The 13,861-nt window shown below is 58.8% G+C and carries 13 protein-coding genes; 8 read left to right on the top strand and 5 right to left on the bottom strand.

Features of this window, described 5'->3' with window-relative positions:
* Nucleotides 1-526 precede the first annotated feature (526 nt).
* Genes AC1UK9_RS13000 through AC1UK9_RS12980 form a run of 5 tightly spaced genes read right to left on the bottom strand, consistent with a single transcriptional unit; the run spans nucleotide 527 to nucleotide 5,835 of the window.
* On the bottom strand, nucleotides 527-1,549 hold the full coding sequence (locus tag AC1UK9_RS13000; protein ID WP_482580310.1) for a GlxA family transcriptional regulator: 1,023 nt from the start codon (nucleotides 1,547-1,549) through the stop codon (nucleotides 527-529).
* A 50-nt stretch (nucleotides 1,550-1,599) separates the two neighbouring features.
* Nucleotides 1,600-2,721: an agmatine deiminase family protein gene (locus AC1UK9_RS12995; protein ID WP_482580309.1), complete on the bottom strand. Its 1,122-nt coding sequence runs from the start codon at nucleotides 2,719-2,721 to the stop codon at nucleotides 1,600-1,602.
* Nucleotides 2,722-2,767: 46 nt separating this feature from the next.
* Entirely contained in the window at nucleotides 2,768-3,868 is a 1,101-nt protein-coding gene (locus AC1UK9_RS12990; protein ID WP_482580308.1) for an extracellular solute-binding protein, read from the bottom strand.
* A gap of 2 nt (nucleotides 3,869-3,870) precedes the next feature.
* Nucleotides 3,871-4,779, bottom strand: coding sequence for an N-carbamoylputrescine amidase (gene aguB, locus AC1UK9_RS12985; RefSeq protein WP_482580307.1), 909 nt, complete (start codon nucleotides 4,777-4,779; stop codon nucleotides 3,871-3,873).
* A gap of 3 nt (nucleotides 4,780-4,782) precedes the next feature.
* Complete coding sequence (locus AC1UK9_RS12980) at nucleotides 4,783-5,835, bottom strand: agmatine deiminase family protein (protein ID WP_482580306.1); 1,053 nt, start codon at nucleotides 5,833-5,835, stop codon at nucleotides 4,783-4,785.
* A 111-nt stretch (nucleotides 5,836-5,946) separates the two neighbouring features.
* Here AC1UK9_RS12980 and AC1UK9_RS12975 point away from each other — a divergent pair, with 111 nt between their 5' ends.
* The 8 genes from AC1UK9_RS12975 to AC1UK9_RS12940 all read left to right on the top strand — a co-directional run bounded on the left by AC1UK9_RS12975 (nucleotide 5,947) and on the right by AC1UK9_RS12940 (nucleotide 13,860).
* Nucleotides 5,947-6,813 (top strand): LysR substrate-binding domain-containing protein, encoded by an 867-nt coding sequence (locus tag AC1UK9_RS12975; RefSeq protein ID WP_482580305.1) that lies wholly within the window; start codon nucleotides 5,947-5,949, stop codon nucleotides 6,811-6,813.
* Between the two features lie 104 nt (nucleotides 6,814-6,917).
* On the top strand, nucleotides 6,918-8,096 hold the full coding sequence (locus AC1UK9_RS12970) for a hypothetical protein (RefSeq protein WP_482580304.1): 1,179 nt from the start codon (nucleotides 6,918-6,920) through the stop codon (nucleotides 8,094-8,096).
* Nucleotides 8,097-8,329: 233 nt separating this feature from the next.
* Complete coding sequence (locus AC1UK9_RS12965) at nucleotides 8,330-9,193, top strand: putative selenate ABC transporter substrate-binding protein (protein WP_482580303.1); 864 nt, start codon at nucleotides 8,330-8,332, stop codon at nucleotides 9,191-9,193.
* Entirely contained in the window at nucleotides 9,190-9,987 is a 798-nt protein-coding gene (locus AC1UK9_RS12960) for a phosphonate ABC transporter ATP-binding protein (protein ID WP_482580302.1), read from the top strand. Before AC1UK9_RS12965 ends, AC1UK9_RS12960 begins: the two co-directional genes overlap by 4 nt.
* On the top strand, nucleotides 9,981-10,808 hold the full coding sequence (locus AC1UK9_RS12955) for a PhnE/PtxC family ABC transporter permease (protein ID WP_482580301.1): 828 nt from the start codon (nucleotides 9,981-9,983) through the stop codon (nucleotides 10,806-10,808). The genes AC1UK9_RS12960 and AC1UK9_RS12955 overlap by 7 nt, the downstream gene beginning before the upstream one ends.
* Nucleotides 10,805-11,572, top strand: a complete 768-nt coding sequence (gene phnE, locus AC1UK9_RS12950; protein ID WP_482580300.1) for a phosphonate ABC transporter, permease protein PhnE — start codon at nucleotides 10,805-10,807, stop codon at nucleotides 11,570-11,572. Before AC1UK9_RS12955 ends, phnE begins: the two co-directional genes overlap by 4 nt.
* 192 nt (nucleotides 11,573-11,764) lie before the next feature.
* Entirely contained in the window at nucleotides 11,765-13,144 is a 1,380-nt protein-coding gene (locus AC1UK9_RS12945; protein ID WP_473015506.1) for an AAA family ATPase, read from the top strand.
* Nucleotides 13,141-13,860, top strand: coding sequence for a retron system putative HNH endonuclease (locus AC1UK9_RS12940; protein WP_424800214.1), 720 nt, complete (start codon nucleotides 13,141-13,143; stop codon nucleotides 13,858-13,860). Before AC1UK9_RS12945 ends, AC1UK9_RS12940 begins: the two co-directional genes overlap by 4 nt.
* Nucleotide 13,861: the final 1 nt, after the last annotated feature.

The raw sequence follows: 13,861 nt of genomic DNA, 5'->3' as shown, positions 1-13,861 counted from the left end.
GCATATGCTGACTGACACCCCGCCTTCGCGAGCAAGCCCGCTCCCACATGGGCCGGCGCGGCGCCAGTGCCCCTGACACCACCCAATTAAAATTGTGGGAGCGAGCCTGCTCGCGAAGAGGCCATGTCAGCCACTGCATACGCTGACTGACACACCGCCTTCGCGAGCAAGCCCGCTCCCACATGGGCCGGCGCTGCGCCAGTGCCCCTGACACCACCCAATTAAAATTGTGGGAGCGGGCTTGCTCGCGAAGAGGCCATGTCAGCCACTGCATACGCTGACTGACACACCGCCTTCGCGAGCAAGCCCGCTCCCACATGGGCCGGCGCGGCGCCAGAGGCCCTGACACCACCCAATTAAAATTGTGGGAGCGGGCTTGCTCGCGAAGAGGCCATGTCAGCCACCTCATATGCTGACTGACACACCGCTTTCGCGAGCAGGCTCGCTCCCACATGGGGATGCGCTGGGCCTGTGGTTCTGACCACATGGGGAGGTGTCTTTGGCTGGAGACGAACAACGGCTCGGCCTATTTGACCAGGCGTTTTTCCTTGGACGGTCGATAGCCGAAAAACGCGCTGTAGCATTTGCTGAAATGGCTCGGCGACACAAAACCACACGCCACCAGCACTTCCATCTGCGACAGCTCGGTGTGCTGCAACAGCCGGCGAGCTTCGGTGATGCGCAGCTCCAGGTAATAGCGCTGCGGCGTGGTGCCCAGTTGCTCCTTGAACAAACGCTCCAACTGCCGTCGCGAGCGGCCGGCATACACCGCCAGTTGCTCAAGCTCCAGCGGCTCTTCGAGGTTGGCGTCCATCAGTTTGACCACCTCGCGCAACGGTGCGCTGACGCAGAGGTTTTCATCCGGCTTGATCCGCCGATACCGCGACTCCTCGAATGCCAGAATGTCTTCGATCCCTTCAACCAATGCCTTGCCGTGCAGGCCCTTGATCCAGTCCAGCGCCATGTGGAAAGCCCCCGACGGGCTGGACGCCGTGAGCCGGTCGCGATCGATCACATAAGGTTCGCTGCTGACCTGAGTCGACTTGGCAATTTCCGTGAGCGCAGGCCGGTGTTCCGGGTGAATCGCGCAACGATAACCATCGAGCAACCCGGCCCGCCCGAGGAACCACGCACCGTTCCACAAACCGGCCAGGCTGACACCGCGTTCCGCCGCCGCGCGCAACAGGCTGATCAACTCCTCACTGGCTTTCAGTTCCGTGCGATAACCGCCGCACACCACCAACAGATCCAGCTCGGCAAGGCTGGCCGGGTCAATGCGTGCATCGGGGCGAATCACCAGGCCCAGATCACTGATCACCTCGCCTTCACCCAGACCGAACGTGCGCGAAGCGAACAGCCCGGCACGCAACAGGTTGGCGGTAATGATCGTATCCAGGGCCTGGGTGAAGGCCGGCAGCGAAAAGTGTTCCAGCAGCAGGAAACCGGTGCGGGTGAGGCAGAAGTCAGCAGATTGTTCATTCAGATAGCGGAGATTTTTGCCCTTCATGCCTCCGCTGAATTGACGTCGTTCGATCAAGGTCTGGCCCATCGGTCATGTTGTTATCCGCCGATAGTTGGCTCGATGGGCCAAAGAGTCAATCACGCTTGCGGCTGATGACTGGTCACACAGTGAATCCCGCCGCCACCGGCAGCAATCGCATCGATGTTCAGCAACTCGACTTTGCGCTCCGGGTATAGCTTCGACAGCAGCTCGTAAGCCTTCTGATCGGCCGCCTTGTCACCGAATTCCGGGGCGATAATCGCACCGTTAATCACGAAGTAGTTGATGTAACCGGCGGCGAAATCCGGGTTGTTCTTGCTGAATTTGCTCTTGCGTGGATTGAGCGGCGGCGAAACGGTGTGGATCTGTAGCGGCCGGCCGTCAGCGTCGGTGGCCTTCTTGAGAATCTCCAGGTGCGCCAGCGTGACCTGGTGATCGTAGGATTGCGGGTCGGTATCGAGGTTGGCGATGACCACGCCGGGCTTGATGAACCGCGCGTAGAAATCGACGTGGGCGTCGGTGATGTCCTTGCCCTTGATCCCCGGCAGCCAGATGATTTTGCGCAAGCCCAGCCGCGCCTTCAGTTCAGCCTCGACGTCAGCCTTGCTCCAGCCCGGATTGCGGTTGCTGTTGATCCAGCTGCTTTCGGTCATGATCCCGGTGCCGTGACCGTCGACTTCGATGCCGCCGCCCTCGCCCACCAGCTCGCTGCGCAGGTAAGTCGCTTGCGCATCATGGGCCACTGTCGCGGCGATTTTCGCATCCTTGCTGTGCTGCTGTTTGTCGCCCCAACCATTGAAGTTGAAGTCCACCGCACCGAGACCGCCCTTGTCGTCGATGACGAAGTTGGCGCCGATGTCACGCATCCAGATGTCGTCGAGCGCCGCAGTCACGTAAGTGACATTGCTTGTGCCGCAATACTCTTCGGCCAGGCTGCGCTCGCCTTTGCGACAGAACACGGTCACCGGCTCATACCGGGCAATGGCGCGGGCGATGCGGCCCAGCGCGGCCTGCACGTCAGCGGTGAAGTCTTCCCAGATCGCGTCCTGCGCACCGAACGCGATGAACGCGCGTTCGTGCTGGTCGCCCTCGTCCGGCATGAACCAATCCAGCGCGCTGGCTGCCAGCAGTTTGCCCGGCGACAGGCCAAGGCCCATGAATGCGGCGCTGACACCGGCGGCGACCGATACTTGTTTGATGAACTCACGACGAGTCGACATGTTGGCTTTCCTGAAAATGGCCGGCGACCAGGCGCCGGCGGTTGCGTCACGGGGTGGCGGTTTTGAACTTGGTCCAGGTACGCATGCGGGCGCGCATGTCGGCCTGGGGAATGTCCTTGCCCGGGATCAATCGAGCATAGGTCGCGTCGTCGAGGTAGATGTCCGGGTTGTCGCGCATGGCGGCATCGACACTGGCTCGCGCCTTGGCGTTGGAGGTCGGGTAGCCGGTGAAGTTACTGATCGCGGCCATGTTCTGCGGGCGCATCACGAAGTTGATGAATGCGTAGGCGTACTCCGGGTGTTTGGCATCGACCGGAATCGCCATGGTGTCCATCCACACCGTAGTACCCTCGCGGGGAATGCGGTACTGGAATTTCGTGGTCTTGCCAGCGCTGTCCGAGGTGCGTTGAGCCTGGGTCATGTCGCCGCTGTAACCCAGCGACAGGCACAGGTTGCCGTTGACCAGATCGGTCACCGGCTGCGACTGGAACTTGCGAATGTACGGGCGCAGTTTCATCAGCAAGTCACTGGCCGCCGCCAGATCTACCGGTTTGGCGCTGCGCGGGTCGCGTCCCAGATAATTGAGCACCACTGCCAGCACCTCATCCGGCGAGTCGATCATCGAGATCCCGCAATCGGCAAATTTCGCCGCCAGTTCCGGTTTGAACAGCAGGTCCAGGCTGTTGACCGGCGCATCGGCCATGCGCTGCTGGATCTGCGCCGCGTTATACGTCAGGCCGATGGTGCCCCAAGTGTAGGGCACGGTGGCCTGGCTGGAATGTTCGTAATGACTGCGCAATTTCTGCAGGCCGGGTTCGATGTCGGCCAGTGCCGTGAGCTTCGATTGATCCAGCGGCAGCAGGCTGCCGGCACGCATCAGGCGCTCGGCCACGGTGTCACCGGGGAAGATCAGGTCGTAGCCGCTGCCACCGGAGAGCATCTTGGCTTCGAGGGTTTCGCTGCCGTCCATGACGTCGTAGATCACCTTGATCCCGGTTTCGGCGGTGAACCGGCTCAGGGTGTCTTCGGCAAAATAATCGGCCCAGTTGTACAGCCGCAGGGTTTTGTCCTCGGCATGCAGCGACGGGATCACGCAAGTCAGCGCCAGACCCAGCGCGCCGAGCAGTCGTTTGTGGTGCGTAGCCATGTTCAAACCCCTTGAGTATTCCAGCGTGCATGCAGGTGGCGACCGTCATGACTGAGCAGTGCGCCATACATGTCCGGCCGGCGATCACGGTAGATGCCCCAGCTCAGGCGTTCCTCGCGCATGGCCTCGAGATCGAGGCTGCGCAGCAGCACGCCGGTGCTGTCGCGGTCGGCCTCGGCGAGCAACTTGCCCTTGTGGTCGCTGATGAACGACGAGCCGTAGAAGCGCATGTGCAGCGCCGGATCGGTGGTCGCGACCTCGCCCCCGACACGGTTGGAAGCCACCACCGGCAACAGATTGGCGGCCGCATGACCACGCATGGTCATCTGCCAGTGGTCGCGAGAATCCAGCGCCGCACAGCCAGGCTCAGAGCCGATGGCGGTGGGAAACAGCAGCACTTCAGCGCCCATCAACGCCAGACAACGCGCCGTTTCGGGGAACCACTGATCCCAGCAGATGCCCACGCCGAGGCGGCCGAACGCGGTGTCCCAGACTTTGAAGCCGCTGTCGCCGGGGCTGAAATATTCCTTCTCCTGATAACCAATGGCGTTGGGGATGTGGGTCTTGCGATACACCCCCGACAGGCGCCCGTCGGCATCGGCGACAGTCAGCGAATTGAAATACGCATTGCCGGCCTTCTCGAACCAGCTCAACGGCAGCACCACGCCCAGCTCTTTCGCCAGTGCGGCGAAGCGCTGGAGCATGCGGCTGTCGCGAAACTCCTCGGCCAGCGCCAAGTGTTTGTGGCTTTGCTCGATGCAGAAGTACGGCGTGGCGAACAGCTCCTGCAACAGGATTACCTGCGCGCCCTTCGCGGCCGCCTCGCGAACCAGTTGCTCGGCCTGATCGAGGTTGTGCTGCAGGTCCCAGGTGCACGGCATCTGGGTAGTGGCGATGGTCAGATGGCTCATCGATCAACCCTCCAGCGGCCAGGCAGGTTGCTGCTGGGTGATGCAATGCACGCCCCCGCCGCCATGGGCCAGGTGATTGATGCGCACCGGTACCACTTCACGTCCGGGGAACGCCTGTTCGAGTACTTTGGCAGCGACCTGGTCAGCCTCGATGCCGTAGGCCGGCATGATGATCGCGCCGTTGGCGATGTAGAAATTGGTGTACGAGGCACAGAACACTTCGGCTTCAGCGTCCACCGCTTCGCTGGCTTCGTAGAGTTTGATCAGCTCGAATTTACGGCCTTGTGCGTCGGTCGCCAGCTCCAGTGCGCGGCGATTCTCGCGCGCCACTTCGGCGTACACCGAGTTCTGGTCGTGGGTCGCATCCACCAACAACACGCCGGGCCGGGCGAACGCACACACGCCATCGACGTGGCCGTCAGTCATGTCGCCTGTGACGTAATCCGGATCGCCCGGCAACCAGATGGTTTTCTTCACCCCCAGCAAGCGGCTGAAAATCTCTTCCATCTCGGCCTTGCCGATGCCCGGGTTGCGATTGGGGTTGAGCAGCACCGACTCGGTGGTGATCAGCGTGCCCTCGCCGTCAACGTGAATCGCCCCACCCTCGTTACTCAGCGGCGTGCCGAAGCATTCCAGGCCAAGATGATTGAGTGCGCGGCGTGCCAGGCTTTCGTCCAGATCGTGCGCCGACTTGCCGCCCCACGCATTGAAGCGCCAGCTCACACCCGCCAGCCCTTGCTGCGGATGGCAAATGAAGCTCGGGCCGGAGTCGCGGCACCAACTGTCATTGACCGCCAGCGGGAGCAATTCGATGTTCGGCCCGCACAGTGCCTTGGCACTGGCGATGGCTGACGGATCGACCACCAGTTTCACCGGCTCGAAACGGGCAATGGCATTGGCCACCCGGGCGAAGTCTTCCTGCACCTGCGCCAGGGTCACGCGCCAACCCGACTCCCACAAGGCCTGGTTATGCGGCCAGACCATCCATGTGGCGGCGTGGGTGACCCATTCCGCCGGCATCATCCAGGCGCTGTTTTTATTGTCATTGTGCTGCATGATAAGCCTCGTTAGTTAAGCCAATGTGTTCACGACGACCATGCTACGGACGCATAAACAGGCAAACAAACGATGGATTTAGCGGATAACTGATTAGAGGAACTTATCGATATGCTCAAACACTGGCCGCCACTCAGCTCCCTGCGCGGCTTTGAAGCCGCTGCCCGCCTTGGCAGTTTTCACAAGGCCGCTGAAGAGTTGAGCCTCACTCAATCGGCGATCAGCCAGCAGATCCGCAGCCTCGAGGCGTACCTCGAACAACCGCTGTTCTTTCGCAGCGGGCGCAGCGTGGCGCTGACCGACGCCGGCCACGATCTGCTCAGCACCACGCAGGCGATGCTCCAGCAATTGGCGGTTGGCATCCGTCGCCTCGGGCAATATCAGAAGCCCAATCAACTGGTGCTCAACACCACACCGGCATTCGCCCGACACTGGTTGTTGCCGCGTCTGGCGGATTTTCGCGCTCGGCATCCAGAGGTGGATCTGTGGATCTACAGCACCGATGAAGTGCCGGACATGGCCACACAAACCATCGATATTGCCGTGCGTGACGACATCAGCTCCCAGGCCGAATGCAGTTTCAAGGTGCTGCACGCCGACCGCCTCTACCCGGCCTGTCATCCGAACGTATTGGCGCAACCCGCTGCGCAGCGCACCACGTTGCACGGCGAACGGGAAATGGACTGGAGCCATTGGGCGGTCGAGGCCGGGATCGACGTCGGGCAGCAGGATCAGGGGCTGAATTTCTCCGATCCGGGCCTGCTGCTGGATGCTGCGTGTTCCGGCCTGGGGATTGCGCTGGTCAGTCAGTTGCTCAGCCGTCAGGCGCAGGCCAGCGGGCTGTTGCAGCCGCTGGTTGAGCAAACCATTCGCGGCCCGAACTGGGCGCTGCTGACCCACCGCGACAGCGAGAACGACCCGATGGCGCGATGCTTCAGCGAGTGGTTGTTTAGAGAAATGACGCAAGCCCCATATTGAAGCACCGCTTTCCTGAAACTTCAGCGTTTACGCTTGCAACCGCTTGCCGGGTTCAAGGACGATGGCGGCCAACCGCCTCAATTCAGTGTTATGGATGACAACGTATGAAAATTTTCCACTTTGACGGACCAAGCTGGGCCTTTCTGACCCCCGAACAAATGTACGGTGAACAGGGAAAGCTTCGTCTGGCTCACAAACACTATCAAGATGCCAACATCTACTTTCTCTCGATCATGAACGTCTGTCGGTTCAACCCGAAGAAGACCAGAGTTACTCTAAATGGCGACCTTCAGTGTGAAGTGGAAATCGGCGACCCCGAAAACAGGACATTCCGCTATTTGCAGTGCTCCTTCCCCTTGGTCGATATGCTGCACTCTCTGCCTGGATTCATGAGCAAGTTTCCCGAGCGGGACACGTTCCTCCGATACCTTCTACTGGAGCGCTACCTTCCCCAAAAAAAGGTCAAGCGACAGCTTTATCTGGCGACGATACGCGCGCATGCCAAGAAATGGCTCAGTGAACGCTTTGCGCTGAAAATCCTGCTTGGCATTTATTCCCGGGAAGTCGAATTCGATCACGACACACGTTACGAGATAAAAATCTTCGATCCTTTTTGGGATGCCGTCACAGACGATAAAAAAGCCATTGATTCGAGGAAAAACCATCCTGACTTTCACGCCTTGAACAATGCCATGTGGGACACCACAAAAACCGAAAAGGTGGATTACAGCCTGTTACCCGGGGCTGAAGGCCGGGCAAACTGCCGGCTGACCATTGATCAGATTGCCAACCACTTTGATCTTGATGTGGGCAATCAGCGCATCGCCTACATCGGAAAAACGGAGCAAAAGCCATTTGATAGGCTGTTTCCCCATACCAGGCTGAACGAGCTGAATAGCGAACTCGCCAGAAACGAATATGAGTCGCTCATCATTCACTTGCTTGGGTTCAGGATGCGAGGCCTCGATCTCACTTCGAACAAAGAGTTGAAAACGCTTACAAAGTCCGAAGCGATCACCATTACCGAAGCGGAACTGATCAATTACTTTAAACCGTTGAAAAACGTCGATTACGTCAAGAATGACGGGAAACCCAAGTGGGAGCACATCAAGCTTCTGCTGAACAAAAAATACAAAAGCATCCGGGGACTGCTGGAGATTGATGGGCGCTACGCGAAGTTCTATACAACGCAGGTGGGTGATCAGAAGCTCAATAAGCATGAAATAGATGTCGATCTGAGTGCCTATCGACCCGTCTCGAAAACGGGTGCAGCCAAGTCCTGAGTTCTTCCATCTTGGTCATTCAAGAAGCAGAACCGCCGACACTGCCAGCGTGGGAAAAGGCTGACAGCGTATCAGGAAGATACACTTCTCCCGCAGGCCAACCATGTCGACTCTGGCGCATACGCCTGCGGCTGCGTATAACCTCGCCGTTTCGTCTAACCTGATTGAGCGCCCGGCCGCGACACCGCGTCCCGCGGCGCTTAGAATGCGACGCTCATGAAACGGAGATTTCCATGCTCAAACGCACCCTCGCACTGACCGCTGGCCTGGCCCTGACTTTTTCCACTGTGGTGGCGCATGCCGCCGATGTGCTGCGGGTCAGCGCGATTCCCGATGAAGCCCCGACCGAATTGCTGCGCAAGTTCGAGCCGCTGGGGGCTTATCTGGAGCAGCAGTTGGGCATGAAAGTGCAGTTCGTCCCCGTGGCCGACTACCCGGCAGTGGTCGAAGCACTGGCAACCGATCGTCTCGACATGGCCTGGCTGGGCGGTTTCACCTTTGTTCAGGCGCGCCTGAAGACGGACGCCACCACTCCGGTGATCCCACTGGTGCAGCGCGAGCAGGATGCGCAGTTCACCAGCAAGTTCATCACCGCCGACCCGAACGTGAAGAGCCTCGCCGACCTCAAGGGCAAAACCTTTGCCTTCGGCTCGGTGTCGTCCACCTCCGGCAGTCTGATGCCGCGTTACTTCATGCTGAAGAACGACAACATCAAACCTGAAGCCTATTTCAGTCGCGTCGCCTACTCCGGCGCCCACGACGCCACGGTTGCCTGGGTCCAGGCCGGCAAGGTCGACGCCGGTGTATTGAACGCCAGCGTCTGGCAGAAACTGGTGGACGCCGGCAAGGTCGATACCAGCAAGGTTCATGTGTTCGCCACCACCCCGGCCTACTTCGATTACAACTGGACTGTGCGCGGCACGCTCGACCCGGCACTGGCGGCGAAGATCAAAAAAGCCTTCCTCGACCTCGACCCGGCCAATCCGGAGCAGAAGAAGATTCTTGATCTTCAGGCAGCCAGCCGTTTCATCGACACCAAGCCCGAGAACTACAAGGGCATCGAGGAAGCTGCTCGCGCCGCCGATCTGTTGAAATGACCCTGAGCCTCAAACAAGGCCGCCTGCACCACGCCAATGGGGTCGACGCGCTACGTGGCGTCGATCTGCAATTGGGTGCCGGTGAACAGGTGGCGATCATCGGCCCGTCCGGGGCCGGCAAGTCGAGTCTGTTGAACCTGCTGGCCACGGCTTTGCGTCCCAGCAGCGGCGAAATCGAGATCCTGGGCGAACGTCCCTGGCACCTTTCCACTCACCAACGCCAACGCTTGCGTGCGCGCATCGGTCTGGTCCATCAGGCACCACCGCTGCCACCGCGCCAACGCGTGGTGACGGCTGTGCTGGCCGGCAGGCTCGGGCAATGGAGCCTGGGCAAGAGCCTGTTGAATCTGCTGCATCCGCTGGACATTTCCGGTGCCCGTGCGGCACTCGCACGGCTGGATCTGGACGACAAGCTGTTCGCTCACTGCCAGCAATTGTCTGGCGGCCAATTGCAGCGTGTGGGAATTGCCCGGGTGCTGTATCAGGCACCGGACATTCTGCTGGCGGACGAACCCGTCTCCGCGATGGACCCGGTACTGGCCGGGCACACCCTGTCGATCCTCTCGCAACATGCCCGGGCGCATCACGTCACGCTGGTGGCGAGCCTGCACGCGGTGGAACTGGCGCTGGCGCATTTTCCGCGCATCATCGGTTTGCGCGACGGCCAGATCCTGTTCGACAGCCCTGCCGAACAGGTCAGCCGCGACATGCTCGACACGCTCTACGCCAACGAACAATTGCAAAGCCCGACGACGCCGAGTGCGCCGCTGATCGTGCAGATTCCGCGATGCTGAAGATCGATTCACGAGACCCGGCTAGCGGGCCGCGACTGCTGCTGACCTTGCTGGCGATCGTCTTGTTGTGGCCGGGCATCCAGCTCAGCGAACTGGATCTGGGGGTGCTGCTGCACACCGACAGCCAGACCGAAATGGGCCGTTTCATCGCGGGCTTCTGGCCGCCGGCGCACGACGCCGATTTCCTCCAACTTCTGTTCAAAGCCACCCTGCAAACCCTGGCCATCGCCACCGCCGGTATGGCGTTGGCTTTGCTGCTGGCGGTGCCGGCCAGTTTGCTTGCCAGCCGTGCGCTGTCGCTGTCTGCAGCCTCACGGAGTGGTGTTCCAAGCCGGGCCGGGCGCTTGCTGCGCTGGCCGGTGCGCGGGCTGCTGATCTTCCTGCGCAGCGTGCCGGAAATCGTCTGGGCGCTGCTGTTCGTGCGCGCCGTGGGCCTCGGCCCGGCGGCGGGTGTGCTGGCGATCGCCATCACCTACAGCGGCATGCTCGGCAAGGTTTATGCGGAAATTTTCGAGTCCACCGACCAGCGTCCGGCGCATGCCTTGATGCAGGCCGGCAGCGGGCGGCTCGCAGGTTTTGCTTACGGGATTCTGCCAAATGTCGCGGCGGAGCTGCTGTCGTACACGGTCTATCGCTGGGAGTGCGCGATTCGGGCGTCGGTGGTGATGGGGTTTGTCGGTGCCGGTGGCCTGGGGCAGCAGATCGACCTGTCGCTGCGCATGTTCGCCAGTGGTGAAGTGGCGAGCATGTTGCTGACCTTCCTGATCCTGGTGCTCGGCGCCGATCAACTCAGCCGCCTGCTGCGCTGGAGGCTGACATGAATCGCCTGATCAATCTGTTGCTGATCGTCGGCATTGGTGTCGCGGTTATCGCCTCATTCGTTTATCTCGAACTCGACCTCGGTGAACTGGCCAGCAGCACCAGCCTCAAGCAGATGGGCGCCTACGCGCAGCGTTTTCTCAGCCCGGATATGAGCGCCACGCACTTGCAGGCGATCCTCAAAGGGGCAATGGAAACCCTCGCCATGTCGGCCCTCGGCACCCTGCTCGCGGCGGTGCTCGGCATCCTGCTCGCGCTACCCGCTGCCGGGCGTTTCGGCTGGCCGCTGCAAAGCGCCTCGCGCCTGTTGCTCAACGGTCTGCGGGCAATTCCGGAACTGGTGTGGGCGGCGCTGATGGTGCTCGCCGCCGGCCTCGGCCCGAACGCCGGCACCCTGGCGCTGGCCCTGCACACCACCGGCGTACTCGGCCGGTTGTTCGCCGAAGCGCTGGAAAACACCCCACCCGAACCGGCCGAAGCGATCCGCTTGCAGGGCGGCAACCCGGTGCTCGCCTTCTGCTACGGCACCCTGCCCAACCTCGCCCCGCAGTTACTCGCCTATTGCCTGTACCGCTGGGAAAACAACATCCGCATGGCCAGCGTGCTGGGCTTCGTCGGCGCCGGCGGGCTGGGGCAGATGCTGTATGTCAGCCTGAGCCTGTTTCAGGAAGCGCAGGCGAGCACGGTGATTCTGGCGATGCTGATTCTGGTGCTGGGCGTGGATTCGCTGAGTGCCTGGAGCCGGCAGCGTTGGGTCAAGGCCTGACTATAACAATGCTCGTCAGAATTTGTACTGCTAACATTGCTGCCTGTTTCGGATAGTCATGCCCGTTCATGGACGCTCAAGGTTCAACATGCAAGCGCACAGAAACATTAGTACTAGCAATCAGCTCTGCCCTGGATGCAACTTTAATTTCCCCAATCTATCGATCACAGTAGACGGATCGGAGGGTGCCCTTTGAGACTCGGTAACATTCGCCTGAAAAACTACCGAGGTTTCGAAAAATTTAATCTCAAATTACACCCCGATCTGACAGTCATTGTGGGTGTGAACGGTTGCGGCAAAACGACGTTGATGAGCGCTTTGAGGCTGCTACTTTGGTCCTATGTTCGCAACTATGGGAACGATGTCAGACCAGGATCACCACCTCGAATCGACATCGACGATGTACATCGCATCCAGACAGCAAACGGTGTCATTGCGTTGCAGTTTCCGTGCTCGGTTGAAGGGAAGTTTGTCTTTCCTGAAGACTGGGACTCGGACGCCTTTGATGAGGATGACGAGGACGATCTCTTTGAGAGTCTTTCTCTCAATAAAACTGGCTGTGCGCTAAAGACTGAAAAAGCCAGACTTCAATGGTTACGCGGTAGTTTTGTCGACGTGCGTGCAGCCGAAAAGGCAATGGATGCTGTATCTGAAGATCTTGATCTTCTTTTGGGAGAAAATGTACGGGCTACTGATCTACCGGTTATCGCCTGTTACGGAACAAATCGCCTTTGGAAAAGAAGTGCAGGTCTTAAAGCAACTAGTCGTTCTACTCTCAGATTTGTGGGATACGACGGTGCAACGAGCGTTAAATCGAGCTTCATGAGGTTCGAATGGTTCGTTATGTTTCTATTTTCTTCAGCGAACAGTGGATTACTTAATCGTGAGTCAATTGCTCTACTGTGGAAGGGGGTGGGTAATGCGATCTGCACCGTCACTGGCTGGCAGGTTCAACTCCCGAAGCCTGGCGAAAAGGATCTGCTTTTCAAGCATGGCTCCGAGGAGCTGAAGCTCTCTCAACTGGGCGATGGTGTTCGCTGCATGATTGAACTGGTCGGTGATCTTGCCTGCCGCTGCGCGCTGTTGAATTACTATTATAAAAAAGACGCCGTGAAGAAAACCTCTGGCGTTGTGCTTATTGACGAGATCGATATGCACCTGCACCCCGGATGGCAACAAACAATCCTGAAGCAACTGCAGGACGCCTTCCCAAAAATACAGTTCATTGTCACGACGCACAGTCCTCAAGTACTAAGTACGGTGCGCCGGGAAAACATTCGGGTAGTCGACCGCAATGCCGATGGTCAAATCGTGGCAAGTGAACCCCTTGTCCACACTTATGGCGAATCTAGCGGTGACGTACTGCAAAGTGTAATGGAGGTGGATCCACTGCCGCCCGTACCAGAGAAAACCGACCTGAAGCGACTCACCGCACTCGTTGACCAAGGGTTCCATGAAGCCCCTGAAAGTGTTCTGTTAATGGAGCAATTGATTGCCACGTTGGGTGAATTGCACCCACAACTGCTTAGGCTCAAACGGGACATTCAGCGACAAAAGGCGCTGAGCAGATGAAATATATCCGTGAGCGGGTAAACGCGGAAAAATACCTGAAAAAAGAACCACCTCAGACATCTCGACATGCATCACTCAAATGGAACTATTTCAAGCACAGACAGAAAATTTTGAACATCATGCTCTCCGAGCAATGCTTTCTGTGCTGCTACAGCGAATTACGCGCTGATCAGTATCAACTGGGATATCACATTGAGCATCTAGAGAACAAAAGCCAGAGCCCTCAGCGTACTTTCGACAGTAGCAATATAGCGGCGAGCGCCTTACGCAGCGACGAGATCGGTTCCTTTAAAGCAGCTCAGCCTGTCAAACATCCCAAGATGATATTCGGTGGTCATGCTCCTAAAAAACAGAAAGCTGTCGACATGCAACGTTTTGTTTCACCTCGCCAGGCTGATTGCGCTCGCTATTTCTGGTATCTACCGGACGGAAGCGTCGTTCCTGCTGAAGGGTTGAATCAAAAAGATAAAGACTGTGCGCTATACACCATCGATGTGCTCAACCTGGACAGCCCCTTCTTACGCACAGAACGACGGAAATGGAGACATGAATTGAATGAGTTCTATGAAAAATACAAAAACGATGAGAGCGCTCTTCAACGTCTCGCCAGCAATGAACTACTACCTCAAAATGGGAAACTCAGTTCCTTTTTCAGCCTGACCCGGCAGTTCTACAAACGTATTGCGGAAGACATACTTCAAAAGGGAAGCGACTGAA

This window comes from Pseudomonas sp. AK-TSAG1-1 (assembly GCF_056821665.1).
The sequence above is the reverse complement of the archived record's forward strand: the minus strand, read 5'-3'. Positions and strand labels throughout refer to the sequence as shown.